This window comes from uncultured Sphingobacterium sp. (assembly GCF_964277905.1).
Classification (GTDB): Bacteria; Bacteroidota; Bacteroidia; order Sphingobacteriales; family Sphingobacteriaceae; genus Sphingobacterium; species Sphingobacterium siyangense.
Genome location: NZ_CAXYKD010000043.1, coordinates 22,145 through 47,361, shown reverse-complemented (window position 1 = coordinate 47,361; position 25,217 = coordinate 22,145). Strand labels below are relative to the sequence as shown.

The window sequence follows — 25,217 nt, the reverse complement described above, 5'->3', positions numbered from 1 at the left end:
TTGTTCATCACAGCGTTTACCCGATTTAATACCTATAAACGACAATTGGCAGAAGCTACAGAAAATAAATTATAACTACATTTGTATATTAACATTATATCAAAAATATAGCTCGCAGTGGGAAGACTAAAAATAAAGTACAAAAGAGAATTAAATACAACGGAGAACCTCGTCCGAAAAATTGGATTAATACTTATCACCATTATTCTGATCTGTATATTCCTTCCCAAACAACCTCGTTTTCGCTATGAATTCCAAAAGGGAAAAGTATGGAATCATGAGAACCTGATATCACCCTATAATTTTGCCATATTAAAAACGCAGGAGGAATTGAATGCGGACAAGAAAAGTATATTAAACACGATTCAACCGATTTATAATGCCAATACGACAACAAGCAAAGAGCAAATCGATCAGTTCAACACGGATCTGGCCGAAAAGTGGCAAAGCAGCAAATTGGATACAACGCATGAAAATATAGTAGATTATAGAAATGCCGGTAATGCCATCTTAAGCCATCTCTATGGCAAAGGCATTCTGTCATTGAACAATCGGTTTCAGAACCGCAGTAATGACAAATCCCCGGCTTCCAAGCATTACAACTTTACACTGATCCAGGACAAAGTTGCCAGCCAAAAAAACACGGCCGACTGTTACACCATCGAAAGCTCTTATGGTTATATGGATGAGATTATGCCCAAATTGACCAAGATAAAGCAAAAGAGCTGGCTGGAGGAAACTTTAAAAAATTACATTACCATTAACTACATCTACAACGATCAACAAACAGAAGCTTTAGAACAAAATGCCATTGCAAACATATCTGCTACGCGCGGCGTGGTCCAAAAAGGAGAACTGATCGCCGAAAAAGAGAAAATAATTTCCAATGAAACCTACCAAAAACTTGAGTCATTACGCAAGGTATATGAAGATGAAGGCAAGATCAGTGGAAATCAAAACTATGTGACCTTAGGGCAATTTCTGATTATCTCGCTCGCCTTGTCTATTTTGATGGTATTCCTTTTTCTTTTCCGTAAGGACATCTATTTTAACAATAGGTTGCTGGTCATTATCATGATTGTAATCATTGGTATGCTCGCTGTCCTATCTTGGGCGATCAAAATCAAGATTCCTAATCTCTATTACATCCCATTTTGCGCCGTCCCCATTATTATTCGTATTCTATTTGATACACGTGTAGCACTCAATATCCATCTGTTGATGGTTCTGCTGGCAGGTCTTTTTGTACCGAATAGTTTTGAGTTTGTCTTTTTACAATTTATGGCGGGGATAGTTGCGATCTATAGTATTAAAACATTGGTCAAACGAGAGCAGCTGTTCATTTCCTCGGCTATTATCCTCGGTACCTATTGGATTGCTTACATTGGCTTGGTCGTTACGAGAAATGGATCTATAGACACCATTTACTGGTCCGACCTCCTTCCCTTTTTCGTAAGTGTCATGATTACCTTGTTGGCTTATCCAATGATCTATGCATTCGAAAAGTTATTTGGTATTGTATCTGATCTAACACTCATGGAGCTTACCAATAGTAACTCCAAGTTATTGCGGGAGCTCTCTTTTAAAGCTCCGGGAACATTTCAACACTCCTTACAGGTGGCTAATCTAGCGGAAGCCGCTATCTACAAAATTGGCGGGAATCCGCTGTTGGTCCGCGCTGGAGCCCTGTACCACGACATCGGGAAATTGACAAACCCCCAGTTTTTCATCGAGAATCAGAAGACAGAAAAAAATCCGCATGATGAGCTTTCACCGGAACAAAGTGCGCAGATTATTATATCACATGTCATCAAAGGCGTCGATATCGCCAAAAAACATCAATTGCCTGACGTGATCCTTGATTTTATCCGCACACACCACGGAACAACGCGTGTTGACTATTTTTATAACGTTTTTGTCAAGAACAATCCCGATAAACTGGTTGACGAGTCTTTATTTACCTACCCCGGACCTATTCCTTTTTCCAAGGAAACAGCTGTACTTATGATGGCGGATTCGGTCGAAGCCGCATCCCGTGCATTAAAAGAACCATCTGAAGAATCTATCAATAACCTTGTCGATAAAATTATCGAACATAAATTGATGCGGGGGCAGTTCAATAATAGTAACATTACGCTTAAAGATATCACCGAATCTGCAGTTATTTTTAAGGCAATGCTCAAAAGTATCTACCATGTTCGGGTAGATTATGATTTAAGCAAAAAAACAATGTAATTTTAATTGTCAAACAACAAATTGAATTTCAAACGCTTATTGCAACGTTACATTTTTTTTGCATTTTTTTTAGTATTTAGACTTTGCAGAATCAAATAATTGCCTTATGTTTGCAATGTCAAAACGAGGAAGGGTGCCTGAGTGGCCGAAAGGAACAGTTTGCTAAACTGTCGTACTGGAAACGGTACCGCGGGTTCGAATCCCGCCCCTTCCGCAAAATACTCCCTGATAATCAAGCTGGTAAGACCGTACCTGACAGAAAACGGACAGCATTGGTAAACTACAAGAATTTAAGAATGTATGATGCAAATTCCGATCTAACAAAAGATTGGTTTGTATCATATTACTTTTTGAAGCCAATTGAACTTCAAAAAGCTAATGAACCCCAATATCAAAGATTTAAAATTTTTGATTCCATCAACTCTATTAAATCCCTCCGAGAACGCCGTTCACAGCTCAAAATAGTGAATCAGGCGTTATCTGAACTATTAGAGGAAGGATTTTCCCCTTTCGCTAAATTCCAACAGCATAAGCTATCCAAATTCAATATTTGCGAGTGCATTGAAGAATATTTGAAAAATGTTGAAGGAGAATTAAAACCAAAAACCTATAAACTTTATAAAGGGAGGTTGAATTTTTTCAAAAGCTATTTATAAAATGTTGGATTGGGTAATATAGATATATCGAATCTAACCAAACAAGATATTTTTGATTTTGTAAAATATTTCCAAACAGAAAAATCGTGGAGTAATAAAACATACAATCATTATTTGCAAGCTATACATACCTTTCTACAATATTATATTGACAATTACGAGGGTTATCTGGAAAATAATGTTTGTGGAAAGGTAAAAAAACTCCAAGTCTTTAAAAGAGGTAATCGCCCTTTCTCAAATGTCAGTTTCAAGAATACACTAGAATGGTTAAAGGACAATGATCCATATTTGTACAACTTCTGTCGTTTTATATACTATAGTTGCATGCGTCCAGAGGCGGAGCTTAGATTGCTGCAGATAATGCACATCAATCTGCACGCCCGTAAAATTATGGTTCCCTGCAATAATTCAAAAAGCAAAATCACGCAATATATACCGATTGATGATGAATTTTATGAAATAATTAAGTCGATGCGGTTGGAAAGATTTAATCAATTTTTTTTTGTATTCGGATTAAAAGATGCTCCAGCAGAAAAGCCGGTATGTGAAAGATATTTCCGGAAGCGGTTTAATAAAGTACATAAGCATGTTTTTATTGATGATTTGGTAACAATGTATTCCTTCAAACATACAAGATGTATTCATCTAGTAGAAGATGGTGAAAAACTTCACAATATAATTAAATTGACCAGGCATAGAAACTTGGTAGAACTAATGGATTATCTAAAAGACATGGGGGTCATCCTTGGCGATGAAGTGAAATTTAGAAGTAGAAGCATTTAGAGTAAATTATAAAACGCCTAGACGAGATTATTTGGTGCCAGGATTATTGTTTAGGTAACTTTTGTTAAAGTTATTGTTATATTGGATAAAATACTCATTATGCCAAATCTATTTTATGCTCAAGAAGAATTGAATCATGCTAAGGAAGCATTTAAACGATTCAAACAAACAAACGGACCACATCATCCACTTAATAAAGATTTCCAAGATTTTGTAATTCATCTTGACCTGGTTTTTATTAAAGCTGAAAGAGGTTGTCAGGATATAAGAAATAAATTTGAACCATTTCAAGGTCAATACAAAAAACTTAGAAGAGAGGATCCGCTCCTATCATATTTGAAAAACGCTAGGGATGCTATCAACCATGGGATGGAAATTATTTGCGATTTGCAAATTACAAGCGAACGTAAAATAACAAGTTATATTGATATATCACATGTAGATAAAGAAGGTAGTACAATTACTGAAAAAGTTCCCATGTATGCTGCTGAAATAAAACTACAAAAATTCAATATAAATGGTAAAGATTGGCTTCCCCCTATTTCACATTTGGGAACACCACTTTATTGTAAAGGAGATCCTAGCGAAGTTGCAGATTTAGCCTTCCAATTTTACGAGGACTTTCTAAGTGAAATTAAAAGAAAATTTTGTAAATAAATTGATTAAAAGCCTAGGCTAACAATCTAGGCTTTTCTATACCCCTACCCAACACACTTTTGTGTAGAACTTTCCAACCAAACACACTCTTAAACATAAAATTATTTATCTTTCACGCTAATTATATTACCAAGTGAAAAGATATTTAGTATTTGTTGCGCTGCTAGGGCTAGGCTTTGGCGCGTGTAAGAAAGAGCAGGCTGCTGAGTCTGAAAAGCCAACTGTTGAAACTATCAAAATTGCAGGCCACTATTATCCAAAAGACTCCACTTTTACGGTATTTGCCCAATATTCGGGATTACCGAAAGAAGACCTTAAATTCCTTCAGGATGAGGAAGTTTTCATTTATAAGGATTTTTTAAAAGTATTGCCATCGGATTACTTAACACTTAAGAAATAATGAGAAAATTAATTTTATCAGCAATTTATATGTTTATTACCCTTCTGACTTTTGCACAAACTAATCCTGTAAAAGTAGCTGATTTTTTTGCTGATTTTGAAATTAAACCATACAATGGAAATGTTATGGATACGGTGTACAATACAGGTGTTGATGTTGTATTACCCGTTTTTGTGCGATTTAAATTAAAGGGAGCTTATGGAAGTGGCATTTTTAGCATGGTTCCTCAAAAAAGTTACGCCTCAATATTGTACGAGCATGCTAATGGCTTCGATTTTAATCCTTTGCCAAACGGTATTGACCTTAGTCGAAATGAATGGATTCCATCAATTGGCAGTATCTATTCACCATATGTAAAAGTTGATCTTACATTACATAAAGAATATCTAAAATCAGGAAAATTAAAAACTTATTACATGTCAGAATATGACGCAGTTAATAGGGGTTGGCAAAATCGTCTACAAGCCAGTTTTACGAGAAATATCACCGTAATAGACGTTGCCAACTTCATAGGCCCTGATGCGATATGTAATGAAGGTACATTTACAATTGAGCGCCCTGGCACAATTACCCTTGAAAATGCAACTGGTATTGCGACATTAACTGCACTTGGGAATAATCAATGGAAAATTACTAAGACCAATAGCTTGGGTGGTGTAGTGGTATTAAAAAGCCAATCGGGAACAAAATCATTCACTAAAAGCATAAAGATAGATCCTTCCTACCTCGATGGTATAATAAACGGTCCAGTTATGATTAAACAGACAGATGCCGATTTAAACTTTGTATTCGAACCAAGCAACAATGAAGTAGACTTTACTGATCTGATTTGGTCTACGAATAATCCGTATGTTAAGCTTAATAAGGTTAATGAAACTACTGCTACGTTAACTTTCTTACCTGGATTCAACATTCCGAGTGGTCAAACAAACTTAAATTTAGAGATAACAGCGTCTAAAAGTAATTCTTGTGGCGTAATTTCAATTTCGACGATAGTAAAAGTTAGGAAATAAAAACAAACAAGCCTAGACCAAAAATCTAGGCTTTTGTTTTTCTCCTCTCCTTCACAACCCATTTTATTGCCGCGTCCAATTCGTCAGGCCATTGCTTTAATCCTTCTTCCAATATCTTAGCGCCAGTCTCTATACCAACATTTTGCGCAGCCAATAAGGCCGACTCCCTTACGTGATTTACATACCCATCCGGTGGTTGTTTGCTTAGTTTCATAATTCAAATTTAAAATTATTCTTGACAATTTACTAAAAATGTTAGTATTTTTGTTTTATGAAACCTCTTGAAATCTTCTGCCGTAATCGTGTCATGTACGTTCAAATCAGCGTACCAGATAAGAGCATGGGCATGAAAGACTATCATCTTTACAACAAAAACGGTCTTGCTTTTTATGTTTTCAGGAAATCTCAAGGAGTTTGGGAATTAGCTTATGGTGAACTTGCTGATGATATAAAGGAGGCGTGCATTGACGCCCTTATACTTCGCTTTGATACAGATGTACCCGAGCTGTTTTATCATCATGGAAAACGCCAAGTAGTCGAAGTTCGCGCGAAAAAATATAGCCTTTGGCATATCTATCTCAATAATGCCTATGTTGGAAGTATTCAGTATTACAACTTCACCAAGCAATTCAATTACCACCTTGAGGACAAGGGCTTACTGACTGACGATCATATACAAAAATACATTGCAATGATCCAAAGGGGTGAACTAAAGTGGATAAAGGATGATATTCGATAATTTTGAGGTCGATGGTGTGCAGCAAGTAGTTGAGTTCAAACCGTTGTATGGGGGCTATTTTCACGTATATATCAATAGGTACTTCGTAACTAGTATATCTTACACAACCGAAGGCTGGCGAGTTCATTTCAATAATAACTCTTGGTTGACAAAGGATGAAGCGGATATAATGATTGAGTTGATTGAGTCGGGGGAGATTCCTACGTTATAAAAAAAAGGCTGGAACGATCCAGCCGATATATATTGATCCCTTTTCGGGAAAGAATTGTCAAAAATGCAGGCCTGATAAATGCGATAAAATCAAGCCTGCAATCTATTAATTAAATATCCAAAGTAAGTACAACCCAACTTCAGTAATAGTTTACAAAAAAATAAAAAAGGCCGATGACATGAATCCCCGACCTTTATAACTACTAAAACAAACTAACTTACCCTAGTGAAGAACATAATTCTGAAAGAATAGTTCATTATTTTTCAAAAAAAGGACTAATCTTTCGATTAGCCCCTTAACTAAATTATAGACAGATCCATACTGGACTGGAATATACACCAGAAAAAATGACCAGGCCTTAAACCTGACCATACAATTAAAATCACTCAAACAGAACTGATACAGTTTGAACGATATTCAATAAATGGACAATACCTAAAAGGGAATGGTTTGATTAAAATGAAAAAAAGCCTTGAATGGGGGAACTCAAGGCTTTTACCTTTATTAACCTATTTTTGAAACGTACTTGTCTAACAACATAAAAGGACATTTCGTTTTGATTATTTTATAAAATATCTTCCTGCTTTATCTTAATAGCGTCGTAAATTACATTTATAGTTTTAAATCCTTTATTACCCATATCGATATAAAAAGCTTTAATGGTTTGATTTGGCAATGACCAATTTAAGCTTTCCCCAACTAAATGATAATTTCTACCGTATTTCTTTATTAGATTACTTTTTGTAGTTTCCCATAATTTAACGTACGCATTCACCTCATCACGATTCAAAGGAGTGAAATTATACATTCCTCCTATCAATTTACCGTTTTCAAATAAATAAGTGATTTCTAATACTGAGTTATCTATCGTAACGGTTTGTGACATGTATAAATTACCTCTTTTAGATTCATCCAGAATTTCTATTTTGGGCTTTGATAGCTTCTCAGCAGCTTCTACTTGATAAGTTGTCATCCCCCATGTTGTATTCCTAAATTGACTAAAACTTAGGGTGCAAACGAAAACAAGAATAAGTGTTAATATACCTTTCATATGGTCAAAATATGGAGTTAACACTACAAATATAGAGTATTCCATTTATCTACTAAAGGGTCTAATAAACAAAAAAAAGCAGGAACCTCGAGATCCTGCCGATAACTACCAAAACTACTTATATAAAATTCCATCTGGAATGAAAGATTCAAAAATACGGGCCTCATCTATGCAAAATGAAGCCCGAAAAAGGATATTTTGTTTACTATTACTAAGACACCGGTAAACCAAAAACAGTTTTAATAAAATAAAAAAGGCTTTGAGCGGAGAACCCAAAACGTTTAGACCTTTAATTTGAAATTATTATTCAAGAAGTATAGTATATTAAAACTGCTTACTAAAAATATTTTCCAACTCCTCGATTCGTTTAGCTTGATCATCATAAATTCGGAATCTATCTCCCTTAACTAGAAATTCCCCTAAAAATCCGCCTTTCACAGAGAATTTGTACCTTGTGAAATCTACAGATTCATCATTGAACTTAAATACTTCTGTAAAAATTTGAGGATTTCCCGAAACTTGTAGATCATTTTCATAATCGTTTTCAGACAATGCTTTTAAATGGTCTTCTGTTATCTCAAGACTATGAAGTTTTGATCTTTCTTTTAAATGGTCAACTTCATAAAGATAGTTATGAGGTGTAATAAAAAAACACTGTTTGGATGTGTTTAAATACTCTATCGATATGATGCCTTTTTCAATTCGCAGCATTTCATCGTCAAAAACATGATAAAGTTCTATATCTCTTAAATCCATATAAAACTTCTTTTGAAGTTTAAGTTCTTTCCAAGAAACCTTACTAAGGATATGGTTTTGGATTAAATCCGTTATACTAATTATAGCCACCTTATCATAAGAAAACATATCTCTTTCAACCTTTACTTACTTACCAGCTTTATGCGCCATATTTATTACAAAATCAGAATTTAAGATAAAATTATGTATGTAACGTTCAACTTCCACTTTTACTAAAGTTTCCCATTTCCTATTCAATGCAGAGTGAATTGACAAACATTCAATACCATAACTTTTAGCCTTGTTAAGAGCTGCATGACTAAATCCATTCGCGCAAATTAATATTCCTTTATTTGCACCAGTATATTCAATAACTCCGAAATAGAGAAAGGTTCAAAAAACATAACTGAGCGATTTTTATTATCACTTTGTGATAAATACAATATAAGGATGGATTGGCTCCTTACTGGCGAACTTCCCATTTTTCAACCTGAAAAGGAAAATAATGGAAAAGCCATAAGTGACATCTTCCGAGTTGATAAAGAAATCTCACACAATAAATACATTGAAATTGGTGACGGAACAATGTTAATGTTAACCCCTCTTGTTGAGGAGTACGCATATGCGGGATATTTAGCCGGATATTCTGACAGAGAATATATAGAAGAATTACCCACGCGCCCAATTTTTGTGAACAAGTATCATAAAGGAAATTACCAATCATTTCAAGCTGTAGGGGACAGCATGACTAGTTTAGATCCTAATTTAGTTGAATATAATATCTATCACGGCAATATTGTAACTGGCCGAGAAATCATCCGCATCCATTGGCAATCAAGATTACACACTCATGCTTTCCTGGATTATGTTATTGTCCATAAAGACGGGATTCTAATAAAGAGAGTGATCCATCACGACGTTGAAAAAGGCGTCCTTACATTACACTCCCTAAATGAGAATAAGCAAATGTACCCAGACTTTCACGTAAAGCTAGATGATGTATACAAAATATTTTCAATTGTGGAAGTAAGCCAAAAACGAAAAAGATAAATGTCAGATAAAAAGAAAAAGTCCGATTTCGAAAAAACTGGCATATCTGTAATATCCTTTAAGATTAAAAAGGAATTAACATACGAAGATTTAACCAAAGATTTGATAAAAGAAGTAGGTAATAAGATTAATGTTAAAAATGACAAAGGAAGAGAATCAAATAACTGAAGAAGCACGACGCTTCAAAGCTTTTCGAGAAGCCGAAAATTTAACCCAAGAGGAATTCGGGGCATTATTAGGGAAAACTAAATCCCATATTAATAAAATTGAAAAAGGTGTTACTGGTGTTCAATTGAAGGACGTAAAAATGCTACATGAAAAAAAAGCAATGTCCTATGAATGGTTTTATCATGGAAAAGGTAAACGACTTTTTACCAAAGAAGACGTTAATACTTTTGAATTCACTATGGACCTTCGGAACAAAATTGATCTCCTGGTTCAGAAAGTAGCCGAACAAGATCGCGTCATAAAGAAGCTAGTCCGCGATTTTTACGATAAAACAAAATAAATATTCCTGACAATTAACGGACAAAATGAGCAAAAATTCGGCTAAAATAGACCCTTATCAAAACATTAAACACCTGATTATCAATAACAGAAAAAGCATAAAGGACATGTACCGCGGGTTCGAATCCCGCCTCTTCCGCCAAGACAAAAAGGCTTTCTGAGAAATCAGGAAGCCTTTTTTTGTTTTTAGAGCAGGGGCCGCACCAAAAACAACGTCACGTATAAATTCCTACAGAAAGCGGCTCATGAGGACAAGGCAGTTCAAGAACCTGCGGTTCGTCAGGGACGAGATAGATTACCTTTGCCAGGAGTTTGCTACACAAGATACCTTTTTATTCGTACCTGCTTCGTACCTGCTTCGGATCATCAACAGATATTGTACAAATGCTGTACAGATGTTGACCAGTCTCCGAACAGGAAATACCTGTACAATACTTAGTCAACATTCGCATCCCGACTGTCCGTCTCCGAATAAGGTACGAAGCAGGTACGAACAACATACGAACAAAAGGTAAATGAAGTGCCGTAGTCATCTTGCTTACCATTGTTATTTAACCTTCTTTATTTACTTCCGGCCCATAGAACTGCATTCCTGAACATCGTTGTAAAATCTTTAGACGCAAATAAGGATCCGCTATGGCCAATCAGAAAATATACGTTTCTGGCTTTCACTTTAGGGTTGCTCCAAATAATGGGATGGTCGCCCATTTTAATCGTTGAAAGGGGCTGGTAGCTATCTTCATCGACATGCGCCAAGACCTTGACATGAGGTCTTGGATTTTTATCAAAAACATAAAACTCATCATTGGGAATCAAAAAATAAGGATTTACACCTTTCATAACGGGATGCTTTCGATCTTCGACATAAGCTGTCGCAGATGCTGTTTTAGCGATGTAATTTTTAAAGCGTATTCCACCCATAAAGTTGGAAAACCAGTTCCACATCTTGTAGCCATCAAATTCCCCTAACAATGCCGCATGGTGAAAACCGACCCAGCCTCCTCTTCCATTTTCTATGTAATCTATAAACGCCTTTTCAGCCTCTTCTGTCCATCTATAGGGCGGATAATCCAACTGTATGATTACCTTAAACTGCGTCAGGTATTCCGCTGTTATTTTTTCTGTATCATGAATTTCTGTTATGTGAAAGCCGTCTTTCTCCCCTGTATTCTTTAACCATTCCAATCCAGTATCTGTAAATGAAGCATGTTGCCCACCCCTTTCAGTCAGTACGAGTACAGCAAAGGGACTACGGCCTTGAGCAGATAGCGCGCTTATCGTCCCGATCATCATAAAGAAAAGGAGCACGATATTTAAGCATGAGATTGTCAAGTTTCTCGGATTTGACACTTGTGTCATAAGTATGCGGTTTAAGTATATTAAAAAGTTTAAAATTCCGAAGTTAGTGATAGCCACTTCCCTGCTGTTGTCATCCATACCTCCTTATACGTCGCGTTGTTAGCCTGTGGCCAATAAGGAACATCTTCATTGTACCGGGTTTGTATACCTACAGGCATTTCGCCCACCATTTCACCCGGAAGCGGACAATATTGCTGTGCAAAATTTGCGCCCTCACCATAAATAAGTGACTGTCCAAAAGGATTCTTACCAACGGTCCAATAAAGTTGTTCACGTGCGATCTGTAGAAGCGTCTCATTTTTCAGGTATTTACCCAATATCGCTGCAGCCTTGCCCTGGCTCAAATGAATCGCCGCATTTCCCCGGAAAGAAAACCAGACAGGAAAACGCTTTAAATAATAGGATTTATCCAATTGGATACCTTGTTTGAGTTGGGCTACATAATCATCCTTGGCTTTTGCTCCTGCAAAAAGATGCTGCCGTTGAAAACTTACTGAGTCTTGGACTTCGTCAATATGATAGACGCCTGCAGGAGCCATGCCGTAAGGTGCTGTATACTTCATAATTTTTGTTAGGTAACTACCATAATCAAGCAATGCCTGTTGCCATAACCTGTGTTTGACATGCTGTGCTTGTCCTTCGGCGAGGGCAACAAGCGCCTGAGCATAGATTTGCTCACGCGATTGATGGTTGGCATGCACAACGACCTTCTGCGTTCTATCTCGATAGAAAAAACCTTTTAATCCGTCCATATCGCCTAATGGTTCCTTACGCTGCGCCAATAATACCTCATCCATAAAATTAACAGCATGCTGTGCGTATGTTGTATTGCCTGTGAGTTTATACAGCTGACTGGCAGCCCAAGAAGCCGTCGCCATAAATTGACTTTCGGAAGTGCCATAGCTATGTTCCCAAAAAACGGGAAAATGATCATAACCCGTTTCCTTCCATTTGGCAAGCGCAAAATCAAAATCCTCCATCGCTGTCTTTTTCAATTTTTCACTTAGTGCCGGATCTTGAACCATGCTCATGGCCGCATACGCTTCATAGGCTGCAAATAAAAAATTATCAAAAGGGCTATCATGAACACGTGCTTTCATATCATCTTTATTACCGATCAGGCCGTCCGTCCAGATCACAATTCCGGCACTACTGGCCCTGTATCCTTTGCCAAGGCGGGTTTTTAAGATAAAATCTATCCCCCAAGCTGCTTCCTCCATAAGCCGCTGATATAGGGCGGTATTGCTTTTTTTAACCTTATTGGCCATTTCCAGCAGCGAGAATACCACGTCTCCGGTCTGTAAGCTCTGCTGGGAAAGGTCGCCGGCATCATGCCAGCCTCCGTTATAGGCTAAACGAAGTCCTTCAAAGGTCGCACCGATATCGGCATGACATGAACCATGCTTCTCTGAAACAGGATGGCCACAGCGTTCACAAAAAATAAAATTTAGCACACGCCATATGGAGTTTTGCCATATATTTTCACCTATCGCAAAAGGTTGGGTTTCCTGTCCTTCTGTCGTAATGATATATTGCCCGAACTTTGTAAAGTCACTGAAATCCAACACATCAAATTCGCCAATACTGGTAGTTACACTTTTCTTCTTACCGGTATAAACTACAGCCCTATCTTCGGCGCGAAGTAACTTAAACAAATCATCCCCTGCTTTGTTATGCTTCAAAATCGCGGTCTTTTGTCCCTGAAGATCATACCCAGTGGATGAATAGATAATGCGTCCCTCGACGGGTTCCCAGCCCAGCATCCGTTCAGGTTTTTCGACTTCCTGTAATTCAATCCCATCGATATAAAAATTTAACGAATCCCCACTGACCCGATCTTTTCCAAAGCCGGGTACCCCAAATGCGATACCTGTTATACGATCCCTCGGTAAGTCACCAATCTCCAAAAAACAGGTATTCCATGTCCTGTTGACCAGATTTATTTCGTGGGTGCCCTCCCGAAAATATTCATCTGGAATTTTCTGTTTGCCATCATTGTAATAATGTAGGTTGAGATGAATATTTCGGCCGCCTTCACAGTCCGGATAGATACGAAAAACAATACGATTGTATTTTTCCCAATTTTCTCCTGCCAGGTCAAATACCGCAGATGCACCACCATAGTTCGCATAGTCTCCATCCGCAGGCGCTCCAGGAGCCCATTCTTTGCGAACTGTCGGAACCTGCAATTTTATAGTCCCGGCACCTAACTGCCCCTCCTTCTTCGCGAAGAAAATTTTGCCAACCCCCTGTTGGCGCCAACGGGCAAACTCGGTGATTCCTTTGGGTTGATATGCTCGCAAAACTTTCTTTTTCATGCCCAGATTTTCTAAAGACAATGTTGTATCCAATGGTAGCGGACGGTGCAGAATTCCGCTCTGCCAAATTGCTTCATTCAACTTCAGGTCTGAAGTGAGTTTGGGTGTCTGAGCCACAGCTCTGGTTACCATAGCGCAAGAGACCATCCCAAAGAAGAGTAATTGTAGCTTATTCATACCTTTATTTTGCATTGAAAGGGGTTTTGAATTCTTTTCTAAACGTCTGTACGCCTTTGGAGGGAAAATCTTTTGGAATAGCCTGCGTCACCTTGCCCGTTACGGCCCATTCACATCCTCGCAGCAAAGTAACCTGAAAGCCCGTGCATTCCATGGCATAGCGCAGTTCAGGGTCATTGCCCACATGTCCCATTACCGTCACAAATACTCTTCCTTTTCCATAGTTGACAGTCCACATCAGTGGTTCTTCACGACCTAGCCCTTGTGGACGTGTGTCGTCTATGGTCGTTGCCAATACTTCCATATGTTCAGCAGGACCGCGCAGGTATGTATAAAGTTCGTCTTTGAAATGACTCCAGACAGTAGGCAGCCCCTTTAGAATAGGATGATCTGTTGCCTTATGGGTCACATCAAAAGGATGCTGTAATCCATGATGTCCTGCGGGACCGGGGCTGTAATCGTAGACGATTCTATTGTTTTTAAAATAGACATAGGGACCTACCGTCTCATCTCTACCATCCCAAGCACCCAGCGCTGTCATCTTGTTGTATTCGGGCCAGTCGGCCATGGGTACAATGGCTGAATGAATGACGACAAGAGCTCCCCCATTGGCCATATACTGCTCCAGATCCTGTCGGGTTTCTTGACTCCAGGTCGTCCCCCCGTAATTGGAAATAATCAAGCTATAATCACGAAAGTGCGGGCGAAAAGTAGAAATATCCTGACCGTATGGTGGACTTACGGCGACATGCACATCAAAAAGGCCACTGTTTTCAAGTATTTTTTCTATGGCATCGGTACTACCCTTCCACCAATGCGACCCATCTTGCCCCGTGACAATAAGTGCTTTATGTTTTTGTTGTCCCATCAGTGTTGTCCAGCCTGAAAGAAGGGTGAGAATCAGTAGCAACACTTTCATATTATTTTTCATTATTTTTATATTCTACGCGATCAAATCGCCATTCTGTCTTTAAATTATTCCCATTTTTATCCACGGAAAATTTACCATCTTTCATATAGCGCCTGTACAATTCAAATTTTCCGTCGTTGTTCCGGTCCTCTAGGAGCAGTTCACGCTGATCAGAAACGGTAACTTCGGAGATATACTTTACGTCCTTTGAATAATAGCCAATGATCACGTAATAACATTTGAAAAGATCAAAATAAGGATAGTGGCCATTGTCTGACGCGAAAAGTAATACGTCCTCAAGCTCGCTTGAATCGTCCATCTGCACACGTTGGCTTTTATGGAGACCAAAACCCGGCTTTTGAACCTCCGCCGGATAGCGATCCCAATTCGTTGCTTCTGTAACCCTAAACTGCGCATATCCTGTATTTGTTAAAAACAGAAACAGGAATACGTATAAAATATAGTTAATGTTCATATTCCATCTTTATAATTAATCCTCATTTTTCGCTTTGTCATTTATTTAAAAAATCGTTCTAATTTTTATGTAAAGGCTCCGATCTCCTTCACGCGTCCTTCAAAATCTTCCCTTGATACACGCGATCTATTCTTCATCTTTGTTCGATAATTATAGATCGTATTAATAGAATATCCAAAAAAGTTGGCAATCTCCAGGCTATCTACAATACCCAAACGAATCAAAGCAAAAATGCGCAACTCCGTATTCAGCACTTCACCTTTCTTCAAAACAATTTGTTCTTCTTTGGACAACAACGAATTTACCTGATCAACAAAATCAGGGAATAGATTAATGAACATCTTATCAAAATTTGCAAACAATTCCTTCAATTCTTCATCTTTCAACGAGTTGTCACGTGTCATCCGGGCGAGCTCTTCGTATTGTCTTTCTTGCATTTTCTTGTTGACCATCTTCCGATAGTTATCTAACTTGGTTATATAGATTGAACACTCGCCCAGAAAATAGGCAATATATTCTTCTTTGAGATGATTTGCTTCCGCTACCTCGAGGTTACGGCTGGCCAGTTCCTGATTCATATCATGCAGTTTACTGTTAAAGCTCGCCAGTTCCTGATTTGCATCAGCCAGCTTATTCGCATAGGCTCGTCCTTTCTTCAACTGTTTGTACACATACAGAACAGAAATCACCAGCATTACAGACAAAATGGAAACAAGCAGCAGCAGTCCTTTTAGCTGCTGACTTTTCTGTTCGTTTTTACGCTGATATTCCCGATCAATAATAGCTTGAATATTGAGAATCTCCGAGCTGCGAATCCGGGTATTGTAAGCTTTAATATTGTCCAATGAAAAACAGATGTAATGGTAAGCCCTATTGATATCATCCTCCTGCATTAAAATATTGGCCAAAACCGAGATAGAGGCATTATCTCTGATCGCAAGCTGTATATCCGAAAGCGCGGAAAGCGCTAGATATTTTTTTTCATTTTCCACGTCTCCCTGCTCTCGGTAAATCAATGAACGATGGAATGTAACTAATGCATAACCAAGTTGGTTGGGCGACGTGAGTCTGAGGCGTTCATCGTTCACTTTTAGGGCATCCATATATTGCTTTTGCAGGCGAAACTTCTTTTCTACGATCCGTAAATGCTCTTCCGACATTGCCGGTGCCAAATTGCGTACCATATCGTTAAAACGGTTTGCCTGGGTCCAATAGCTATTTCTAGCCTGCGTATGCTGCGTATATTTACCCATACCAAGATAAAGCTCCCGATAGGCAATTGCATAAGGCAATCTTAGATCATTTTCCAGCGTGGCCGATTGTATACTCCCCAATAGATCAGCGGCCTCCATATGCATCCCCAACCCCACAAAAAGATTTGCCAGAGCTATTGTAGATTCATGCCACTTATATTCGTCTTTCAGTTCTAAAGCGATAGTTCTGTTCATATTCAGATAGTGAATAGCCGAATCCGACACATAGTTTCTATATTCATTAAACAGGGCAAAGTTAAAGTGATAACCTTTGTCTGAGCTTTTTATTAACGCATTACGCTGTGCTTTCAAACCAAGTATCCGATCTTCTTTTTGCTTAAAAAACAGATCTTTATCCTGAATTTTACGATCCAGCACTTGCAATAGCGAATCTATTCCACTTTGCGCATGGACAACAGAACTGGTTACGATACACAATACGGCAGTCAATAGGTTTATTTTCATATAAATTGGTTACTAAAATCATCCAGCCATGGCTATGCCGTATGTTTTGCATTTCAATGAAAAACATATTTGAGGTGTTTATAGGTTGGATTGAATGATTAAATATAGCAATTTTACTAAATTCTATCGATTGTATTTATCATCTCTTCTATTCAAAACCGAAAATGATCGGTTCATTCCCACTAATTCTGTCTATATGCGCCTTGTATTTTTAGATTTTAAATACTTGCGTCCCAAGATCAAAAGCTGCTTATTTTAATTTATCAAATCGTCTGCCCCATACAGAAGTCGCAAGCGATCAGTCTTATCTTCCTTGGCATAACGTCGGTATAAAACCTGGTTTTGTTTCTGGCTGGGATCGAGCGCTAAAACCCGAATCAGATCACGGCATATATCCTGTTGCTTGGCCTCCCAGCCGCTAATCTGCGTGTAAGGCCAGCTTGCTACACTTTTTCCCAAAAATGTGGTTAGGTATTCCACCCCTTTTAGAATTGACCGTCCATCACTGGAGCTTCTGCCAAGCAAATCAATACGCAATGTCCTTGCGGTTTCACATACATCCAACATATGAGTCAGATTGTATTGCGAATAATGGTAAGACAAGGTGCGCCACAGCTCATTTGGCTGTTTTCCATCGGGTTCAATCTGGGCAAAAATTCTCTTTTTAGGGAAATCTGCAATTATTTTTCGTCCTGCTTGCTCATCTCCCGAGAACAACAGATAGGTCATTAGCTGAGCGTCATAAGCAGTAGCATGGTTGTTTTTAGCGTTTCTTTCTGCTACACCCTGTTTGCTTTCCTGCATCCAATGTGCAAATTCGCTAAACCATTGTTTTAGGCTCTTATCATCCTGTGTACTATAGCTTGAGGATGTTTTCAGCAGCTGTATACTACTTAGCATTTCCACAAACGAATAACTGTCAATCAGTCCCTCCGGTCGGCCTTTAGAGTCGTCTCTACCCGGAATAAATTGAGCGTAGTCCAAATTAGGGTTCATGCGCGTATCGCTATCTAAAAACCAGGTCCGTAGTAACAGTACAGCTTTTTGAGCATACTTTTCATCAGCGCTATAAAAAAAAGCAAGACAAAGCGTATTCAGGTCAGCACACATATTGCCCAACACCTCGCGGTCATATTTACCTAACTCCGGATTGGACTGACCATCTTTATTCACGTAGGGCAATCCATTTGCTGTAGCTGGATTAGGCCACCAGTACCTGCTCAGGCTTACATAATCGTGTTTATCTCCACTCGGTGCAATCGCTTCTTTGTGTATAACGGAATACACTGGCCTCAACATGGCCTCCTCCGCTTGCTGTAGCAATTTTTTATAAGCCGGGTTATAAGCTGCGGTCTCTAGACGATCTTTTACGAAGTTCATTCGTTTTTTATTCCACAGCCATTGTGCAGACAGCCCAAAGTTCATGACGAAAAGAAAAAGTGCTGTCGTGTATATTCGTATTATCATATCTACTAGTTTTATGAGCGTGTTAGTCCCAACGATAGGAAACGACTGATTTAGGTGGTACCGTATAGGTAAATTGTGTTCTTTGATCCGAAATGGTAATGATTTTTTCCATTGCTGTTTTATTTAACAGCACCAGAGCCATCGTACCATCACTGTTCTGAAACCCCGCGTGTATAAGTCCATCTGCCGCTACAGCCTTCGTCCCAATACGTGTCGCTCCCGGTTTCACAACAGCGGAGAGGTGACTTATGACATAGTAATGAGAGTTTCTGGAAATTGATTTATAGTTTTTACGGTCAATATCTACCGCGCCATAACAGGTTTTGCATCCTCCTTCTCTCCATGGTCCCCTGTCCGAATCCAGCATCAGATTCCAAACCATAACTCCGCTACACCAATTATTTACCGTCCCCAAACCTACCTCTTCCATATCTTCGATCAGACGCAAAGCAAAATCCTGTCCCTTATTCCAGGTGCCGATGGAGGTTTCGGTAAATAGAAGCCCTTTATCAGGACGGGCAGCATGTATGCGCAACAGCTCCTCTCTTTTACCCCCATAATTATGATATGCCGCACCGGCAAGATATTTCGAAGCAAGGGTATCTGCATAAATATGTAAAGGATACCCCTGTTGATCTTTCATGTTATCGTAATTATAGTTATGATCAAACGCATATATTTTTGTTTGGAGACCAGCCGATGCTATCTCCGCTCCCAAGCTTTTCACAAAATCCCGCTGTTCCATCCAACCCATAAACAGAGACGCTGAATTTTTTCGATTAAGCGGTTCATTTTGCGGCGTTATTGCATATATCTTCACCCCATTTTCCTCAAATGCACGAATCCACTTAACAAAATACTTTGCATAATCTGTATAATAACGGGGATTTAACTGACCACTAGTCCAGGAGTTAAATGGAAGCAGATCAACGAGGTTGTTAACCTTCATCCAACGGGGGCTCGTCCATGGAGATCCAAGAATTTTGATATCGGGATTGATCTTTAAAATTTCTTTCAACACCGGTAAAACATAATGCACTTCTTCATTCTGTAAAGCAAAATGCTCCAAACCTTCCTCATCACAACAGGTATATTCACTGAGCGAAAAGTCCGAACAGCCAATGGAGATCCGGATATAGCTATGATCAAAACCTTTTCGGGGGTTAAAAGTTTCGTTTAGAAAACGCTGACGATCTTTTTTCTGCATCTGCATCAAATTATAACAGGTAGATCCCGTTATTGCCGCTCCAAAACCATCCATTTGCTGAAAACGGACCTGTGGATCTAGCACAATGGTGGTAGCGACATCTTTTTGTACCCTTGCATTGATGCGTATGTTCTTCAAATCTTGTTTTTTATCCTGTGTGGTCACATACAATTCAACTTGTTCCTTAGCACGTCCTGGTGACGCTTGCACAAAAGAATAACATAAGCACGAAATCAGTAATGACAGTAAACGGCAATTGCGTTGTTTCATTTTTTAGTTTTATCGAGGTTTAAAATTGATAGTATTGATTGACACAAAAGTTTAAATCAATCCGTTGCAGACAAATTTATCATTTCAGGGACCTTCAACATATAGACCTAAGAAAAAATGAGAAAACCAGTCTTAAAAATTAAACATAACCAACTTACTACAAACAGTTTAAATATTAAATGAAATCAAAAAAAAGTAGATCGCAGCATTTATTTTTAGCTACGACCAACAACAAATCCAGGTATTAGAATATAATCTAAACTGTTTTTATTTAAAGGTCAAACCTCACTAATCACTACTTCTTTTTCAAATCAAACAAAACACAACAGCCTAAAAAACAAAACATTAGATAAACAACAACAACAAGAAAATCTCACTTTTGTTTTAGTTCATCTCCATTTCATTTTCGAGACCATTAGTTTTGTACCATAACCGTTGCAAAATATTTTCAGGTCAACAGCACTGTCCCCTGAAATATAAATAGCCAATTTATAAACGCAAACCTACAACATCCATATGAGAATTAAGGAACCATAACATCCTGGAGAAGGCTGTTACTACAGCTTATATGATAACCTAAGATAAACTGAATAAAACAACCAATTTATTAACACATGTCATGAGAAGAAAAACAAAACTTTTCCTACTACTAGGGATGTCGTCCGCGGTATACGCCTGCAAAGAAGACATCCAAATTGACACGCCAAGCATTGCTTCATACCAAACGGTCGAGGTCGCCTACATGGGCGACAGTATCCCAGTGGATATTACAGTTGATGGTGCATACCCGTTGAATACGATCAAGACGACTTTTTTTCGAAACGACGAACGGATTGCCGAAGGTATTATTCCGGCCAATAAAGCTGGTATCTATCATAGTAAATTGCTGGTACCCTTTATTAAAGATATCGCTGATGGTCCAGCTGAAATACAGATTATGGTTAAAAACAAGAATTTTAACTACACTACTATCATGGTTCCCATCCAGATAACACGCCCTAAATTCCCCTATTTGACCCTCAAAACAGCCTATGGTGACTACAAGATGGAACCCGTACCCGGAGAACCGTACAAATATGCCGTTACTGAAGCTTTTCCCAATACAAAACTCAACGCTTTAATTGAGGCTCCCCCCTACGGAAAAAATGGGAATAGCTTTTTATTTGGAGGTGCAACTATTAGCGCATATGCCACCAACAAGGATTCTATTCCTTTTCAAATCGTCCGGGCGCCAGGCAGTACATTTACCGTGTCCTTCGATACCCGTAGTTTCGAAGCTGCTCCCTTCCTTAAACCTTACTTTGGTGGTATTGAATTTCCGAATTTTGCGAATAACATCGCTGTCATCGAAGCAGAATTTAAACAAAATCAACTTATTGGATTAGATGGGATAGTTGATATTGCTAACTGGTGGATCAATCCAAGTTTTCTTTCAAACAATGGCGACGGCACGTATAAATTCCGGGCCATTGATGGTAAATATCGCATAACAGCCGATCAAGCACTGAAATATTTTAAGATCGAACCGATGGCGGGTGACGCGCTTGCCAATTTTGATCCGGTCCGCAAAACAGGTGGAGTATGGGTAAATGGTGGTATCGGTGATACAGATGGCTCCGCTCCCAAAGAACGTTTTGGTATTCCGTCCATGGCAGCAAATCCATCCCTATGGAACCCCCAAAAAAATGTCGCCATGGCACCGCTTGGAAATGGTGTCTATCAAATTAAACTAATTGCTGGTCAAAATCTATTTCTGAGCAATGTTTCAGGAAGTACTGTTGGTATTTCCTTCTATCAAAACAGCCGGTCATTCGACAACTACTTTGCACTCAATTTAGTGCAGAATCTTTACGGCAGTCCTGGACAGCCCACATCTGCAGGTGGTACAACACGTTTTGAGTTAAAAACTTCTACCGGTAACGTGAGTAAGGATGCACCTATTATTTCAACCGTCAGTAACCGGACTTTGGGAGCCAACCGAACCTATGTATTCACTTTAGATACCAAGGTATCTCCTGCCGCAGTAACCATCACCCTAGAATAATGAAGATCACAAAATTATGAAGATGAGCGAAAAAACAATATTTGCAACTAGCACCCGCTTTATGCACCGAAATCTGCTATCACTCTCCCTACTTTGCGCCCCTTTTGGCTTATTCGCACAACAGGTAAAAGTATCGGGTCTTATCACCGATAGTAAAGGAAATCCGGTCTCGGGTGTCACTGTTTCTGTCAAAAACCAAACAGCAAAAACAAATACCAATGCCTCAGGACAATATAGCATACAGGCTGCACCTGGAAATACCCTTGTATTTACTTATGTAGGGTATATTACAGAAGAACATATCTTAAAACCTGAAGAAAACACGGTCAACATCCGCTTGACAGAGAGTGCATCCAATTTGGACGAGGTTGTCGTCGTAGGCTTTGGTAAACAAAAAAAAGAAAGTCTGGTGGCCTCGATCAGCACCATCACTGCTAAGGATCTCGCGGTTACCGGACGTTCGCTATCTAACTCCATTGCCGGGCAGGTTCCGGGCATTGTTGCAATACAGCCTTCGGGAGAACCAGGATACGATGACTCCAATTTTTGGATCCGTGGGGTAAGCTCTTTTGCAGGTGGTACTAGCCCACTGATTATTATTGATGGTGTACCGCGCAGTAAATCCGATATGAGCAATATACCCGTAGAAGATATCGAGACGTTCTCCGTGCTTAAAGATGCTTCAGCTACAGCAGTATATGGAGCCGAGGGTGCCAATGGCGTGGTACTGATTACCACAAAACGGGGTATGCCACAAAAGACAGTTATCTCCACCGATTTACAGCATGCCATCCGTAAGCCACTACGTTTGCCCAGTTCACTGGATTCGTATCGAACCCTAAGCTTGTATAATGAAGCAACCTGGAACGAAAAAGGAAATCCAACCTCGGGCTGGTTACCAACTTACGACGATAAAATGCTAGAAAAATACTTAACAGGAGCCGACCCAGACTTATATCCAAATACCAATTGGCTGGATCTTTTAAAACCAAACACGAATGTTTCAAGATATACCATAAATTTTCGTGGCGGTGGTGATCGTGTCCGCTTTTTCACCTCAGGAGCCTACTATACGGAAGACGGTCTTTACAATTCACATACGGTCGAAAATTACAATGCGAATCTAAAATACGAACGCTTCAATCTACGATCCAATATAGACATGGACTTGACTTCGACAACAAAAATGTCGGTCGATCTAGCAGGTTTCTTTGTTAAACAAAATGCACCGATACAAACAGCGGATAATCTATGGAGCATTATTACCTTGGCGCCACGCTATCTGTTTCCAATGGTCTATTCAGATGGTACTTTTGCCGAACATCCAGTCTACTCGGCAGGATCAGTTGGAACCGGGGAGCGAGCCAACCCCTACAACTTACTGAACAACATGGGTTATAGCCGAAATCAAGAAGTGACCCTACAGTCCAAAATCAACCTGACACAAGCGCTGGATGTGATTGCTCAAGGATTATCCTGGCGTGGAGCAGTTGGTTTCGACAACCTCTCACAGGGTCGTACCAACCGCACTAAAGAGGCTAGATCCTATTATGCCAATTCAAGGGATGCAAACGGGAATCTCGTCTTTAGCCAGATTCGTGGTGGTGCGGCACTTTCCAATCCCGCAGCAGCAGGAAGTTCGGGTGAACGCAATATCTATCTGGAAACAGCCCTGGATTACAAACATAAATTTGCGAAGCATGATGTATCGGGATTAGTCCTCTATAACCAAAAGGAAAAACAATACCAAAATCGAGGCAACGGTCTTGAAATGCTTCCGTACCGTAAACAGTCTATTGTCGCCCGTGGTACCTATGGTTATGATGGTCGTTACCTACTTGAAGCGAGTATGGGAATGACTGGAAGTGAGAACTTCGCCATGGGCAATCGTTGGGGTCTATTTCCTTCCATAGGAGGTGCTTGGTGGGTAAGCCACGAAAAATTTTGGGAGCCTTTGGAGCAAATCGTCAGTAAATTGAAATTTCGGGTATCGTATGGTAAAACGGGAAACGATGTGTTAGCGAATGATCTTTCGCGCTTCCCCTACCGAGAAAAACTGAATGAAGGAGCGGCGGGTTATAACTTTTCCTGGACTGGCGGTGCTGGTGTTGGCGACGGGCAGGGATCAGGAAGTCCCGGTGCTGGTATCGTGGAGAGCGACTATGCCACCCCAACACTTAAGTGGGAGGAGGAAAACAAATTTAATACAGGAATTGATATTGGCTTATTCAAAAACCGGATCGATGCGACCATAGATTTCTTCTACAATGAACGTTTTGATATTCTGATGCGCCGTCGTACATTGCCAACATCTGCAGGTTTGCAGGTTGCTCCGATGCAGAATTTTGGACGCACAAACAATCGCGGACTCGATATGAATATAACCGGGACACAAAAGGTTAATGAAGTCACCTTGAGCGCCCGACTAAACTATACTTATACCAAAAATAAAGTCGTTGAGTTTGATGAAATTCCACCGTCTTATACCTATCAAGCCTACACAGGCCAAAGCATCGGCAAACCCTTTATATATATTGCCGATGGCTTATATACTCCGGATGATTTCGACATTACAGTCAACCCAGCGAATGGAGCGCAAACGTACCAGCTTAAATCGGGCCTCGCAAACCCTGGTTTTGCGGTTGCTCCTGGAGACATCCGATATAAGGACCTGAACGGAGACGGTTTGATTAACAACTATGATCAGACGTACAACAGTCTATTTTCTTCCAACATTACACCTGGAATAGTGTATGGTTTTGGACTTAATGCAGAATGGCATGGATTGAATATTGGTGTATTTTTCCAGGGAGCTGGTCGCTTTTCGACAAATCTGTTGGGAAAAACAGAAAACTTTTTTCCGTTCGCACGTTCGGTCAACGACGCCGCGTTGCGCGAAGAGGCGATGGACCGATGGACATTTGCCGACCCTTATAACCAAAACGTACTGTTTCCTAGATTGAGTACTGCCAACAATGGTAATAATACACGCAACAGCACCTGGTGGTACCGTGACGCGTCGTACCTCCGTCTCAAAAACATCGAATTGGGCTATACACTAAAATCAGAATTTGTCAAAAAAATGCATCTGAATACTGTCCGTTTGTATGTGCAGGGCGAAAATCTACACACCTGGGATAAAGTTAAATTTTGGGATCCAGAGGTCACTGAACGCTCGGGTTCGCGTTATCCGATCAGCTCAACATGGACTTTTGGTTTAAACGTTACTTTTTAA

At 39.5% G+C, this 25,217-nt stretch carries 22 protein-coding genes and 1 tRNA gene; 13 read left to right on the top strand and 10 right to left on the bottom strand.

Features of this window, described 5'->3' with window-relative positions; translation table 11 throughout:
* Nucleotides 1-117: 117 nt before the first annotated feature.
* The 7 genes from ACHWSC_RS18660 to ACHWSC_RS18630 all read left to right on the top strand — a co-directional run bounded on the left by ACHWSC_RS18660 (nt 118) and on the right by ACHWSC_RS18630 (nt 5,744).
* Nucleotides 118-2,235, top strand: coding sequence for an HD family phosphohydrolase (locus ACHWSC_RS18660; RefSeq protein WP_394677764.1), 2,118 nt, complete (start codon nt 118-120; stop codon nt 2,233-2,235).
* A 127-nt stretch (nt 2,236-2,362) separates the two neighbouring features.
* Nucleotides 2,363-2,449: transfer RNA gene (locus ACHWSC_RS18655), tRNA-Ser, on the top strand.
* 82 nt (nt 2,450-2,531) lie between these two features.
* On the top strand, nt 2,532-2,891 hold the full coding sequence (locus ACHWSC_RS18650; protein ID WP_394677763.1) for a hypothetical protein: 360 nt from the start codon (nt 2,532-2,534) through the stop codon (nt 2,889-2,891).
* Nucleotides 2,892-2,900: 9 nt separating this feature from the next.
* Nucleotides 2,901-3,674, top strand: coding sequence for a tyrosine-type recombinase/integrase (locus ACHWSC_RS18645; protein ID WP_394677762.1), 774 nt, complete (start codon nt 2,901-2,903; stop codon nt 3,672-3,674).
* Nucleotides 3,675-3,773: 99 nt separating this feature from the next.
* Nucleotides 3,774-4,331: a hypothetical protein gene (locus tag ACHWSC_RS18640; protein ID WP_394677761.1), complete on the top strand. Its 558-nt coding sequence runs from the start codon at nt 3,774-3,776 to the stop codon at nt 4,329-4,331.
* A 133-nt stretch (nt 4,332-4,464) separates the two neighbouring features.
* Entirely contained in the window at nt 4,465-4,731 is a 267-nt protein-coding gene (locus ACHWSC_RS18635) for a hypothetical protein (RefSeq protein ID WP_394677760.1), read from the top strand.
* Nucleotides 4,731-5,744: a hypothetical protein gene (locus tag ACHWSC_RS18630; protein ID WP_394677759.1), complete on the top strand. Its 1,014-nt coding sequence runs from the start codon at nt 4,731-4,733 to the stop codon at nt 5,742-5,744. Before ACHWSC_RS18635 ends, ACHWSC_RS18630 begins: the two co-directional genes overlap by 1 nt.
* Before the next feature lie 25 nt (nt 5,745-5,769).
* On the opposite strand, the gene ACHWSC_RS18625 is transcribed toward ACHWSC_RS18630, so the two are convergent.
* On the bottom strand, nt 5,770-5,958 hold the full coding sequence (locus ACHWSC_RS18625; RefSeq protein WP_394677758.1) for a hypothetical protein: 189 nt from the start codon (nt 5,956-5,958) through the stop codon (nt 5,770-5,772).
* 57 nt (nt 5,959-6,015) lie between these two features.
* Between ACHWSC_RS18625 and ACHWSC_RS18620 the strand changes: the two genes are divergently transcribed.
* Together ACHWSC_RS18620 and ACHWSC_RS18615 are read left to right on the top strand one after the other, a co-directional pair.
* Complete coding sequence (locus ACHWSC_RS18620; protein ID WP_394677757.1) at nt 6,016-6,483, top strand: hypothetical protein; 468 nt, start codon at nt 6,016-6,018, stop codon at nt 6,481-6,483.
* Entirely contained in the window at nt 6,470-6,694 is a 225-nt protein-coding gene (locus ACHWSC_RS18615; RefSeq protein ID WP_394677756.1) for a hypothetical protein, read from the top strand. The genes ACHWSC_RS18620 and ACHWSC_RS18615 overlap by 14 nt, the downstream gene beginning before the upstream one ends.
* A gap of 565 nt (nt 6,695-7,259) precedes the next feature.
* On the opposite strand, the gene ACHWSC_RS18610 is transcribed toward ACHWSC_RS18615, so the two are convergent.
* Together ACHWSC_RS18610 and ACHWSC_RS18605 are read right to left on the bottom strand one after the other, a co-directional pair.
* Nucleotides 7,260-7,745, bottom strand: a complete 486-nt coding sequence (locus ACHWSC_RS18610) for a hypothetical protein (protein ID WP_394677755.1) — start codon at nt 7,743-7,745, stop codon at nt 7,260-7,262.
* A gap of 324 nt (nt 7,746-8,069) precedes the next feature.
* A complete protein-coding gene (locus ACHWSC_RS18605) occupies nt 8,070-8,501 on the bottom strand; it encodes a hypothetical protein (RefSeq protein ID WP_394677754.1) in 432 nt (143 codons plus the stop codon).
* Nucleotides 8,502-8,930: 429 nt separating this feature from the next.
* On the opposite strand from ACHWSC_RS18605, the gene ACHWSC_RS18600 reads away from it, so the two are divergent.
* Together ACHWSC_RS18600 and ACHWSC_RS18595 are read left to right on the top strand one after the other, a co-directional pair.
* Entirely contained in the window at nt 8,931-9,530 is a 600-nt protein-coding gene (locus tag ACHWSC_RS18600) for a helix-turn-helix transcriptional regulator (protein ID WP_394677753.1), read from the top strand.
* A gap of 139 nt (nt 9,531-9,669) precedes the next feature.
* A complete protein-coding gene (locus ACHWSC_RS18595; protein ID WP_394677752.1) occupies nt 9,670-10,038 on the top strand; it encodes a helix-turn-helix domain-containing protein in 369 nt (122 codons plus the stop codon).
* 560 nt (nt 10,039-10,598) lie between these two features.
* On the opposite strand, the gene ACHWSC_RS18590 is transcribed toward ACHWSC_RS18595, so the two are convergent.
* From ACHWSC_RS18590 to ACHWSC_RS18560, 7 genes are all read right to left on the bottom strand, one after another.
* A complete protein-coding gene (locus ACHWSC_RS18590; protein WP_394677751.1) occupies nt 10,599-11,396 on the bottom strand; it encodes a ThuA domain-containing protein in 798 nt (265 codons plus the stop codon).
* Between the two features lie 29 nt (nt 11,397-11,425).
* Nucleotides 11,426-13,906, bottom strand: coding sequence for a glycoside hydrolase family 9 protein (locus tag ACHWSC_RS18585; RefSeq protein WP_394677750.1), 2,481 nt, complete (start codon nt 13,904-13,906; stop codon nt 11,426-11,428).
* Nucleotides 13,896-14,822, bottom strand: a complete 927-nt coding sequence (locus ACHWSC_RS18580) for a ThuA domain-containing protein (RefSeq protein ID WP_205397923.1) — start codon at nt 14,820-14,822, stop codon at nt 13,896-13,898. The genes ACHWSC_RS18585 and ACHWSC_RS18580 overlap by 11 nt, the downstream gene beginning before the upstream one ends.
* The gene (locus tag ACHWSC_RS18575) at nt 14,812-15,276 is read right to left on the bottom strand and encodes a hypothetical protein (RefSeq protein WP_120334112.1); all 465 of its coding nucleotides are present in this window, start codon (nt 15,274-15,276) and stop codon (nt 14,812-14,814) included. Before ACHWSC_RS18575 ends, ACHWSC_RS18580 begins: the two co-directional genes overlap by 11 nt.
* A 65-nt stretch (nt 15,277-15,341) precedes the next feature.
* Complete coding sequence (locus ACHWSC_RS18570) at nt 15,342-16,994, bottom strand: DUF6377 domain-containing protein (RefSeq protein WP_205397922.1); 1,653 nt, start codon at nt 16,992-16,994, stop codon at nt 15,342-15,344.
* Nucleotides 16,995-17,249: 255 nt separating this feature from the next.
* Nucleotides 17,250-18,461: an alginate lyase family protein gene (locus ACHWSC_RS18565; protein ID WP_394677749.1), complete on the bottom strand. Its 1,212-nt coding sequence runs from the start codon at nt 18,459-18,461 to the stop codon at nt 17,250-17,252.
* 22 nt (nt 18,462-18,483) lie between these two features.
* Nucleotides 18,484-19,938 carry a glycoside hydrolase family 30 beta sandwich domain-containing protein gene (locus tag ACHWSC_RS18560; protein WP_394677748.1) on the bottom strand — a complete coding sequence of 485 codons (1,455 nt, stop codon included), beginning with the start codon at nt 19,936-19,938 and terminating at the stop codon, nt 18,484-18,486.
* A 619-nt stretch (nt 19,939-20,557) separates the two neighbouring features.
* Between ACHWSC_RS18560 and ACHWSC_RS18555 the strand changes: the two genes are divergently transcribed.
* Together ACHWSC_RS18555 and ACHWSC_RS18550 are read left to right on the top strand one after the other, a co-directional pair.
* Nucleotides 20,558-21,982, top strand: a complete 1,425-nt coding sequence (locus tag ACHWSC_RS18555) for a DUF5125 domain-containing protein (RefSeq protein WP_394677747.1) — start codon at nt 20,558-20,560, stop codon at nt 21,980-21,982.
* Between the two features lie 22 nt (nt 21,983-22,004).
* Nucleotides 22,005-25,217: a SusC/RagA family TonB-linked outer membrane protein gene (locus tag ACHWSC_RS18550; protein WP_394677746.1), complete on the top strand. Its 3,213-nt coding sequence runs from the start codon at nt 22,005-22,007 to the stop codon at nt 25,215-25,217.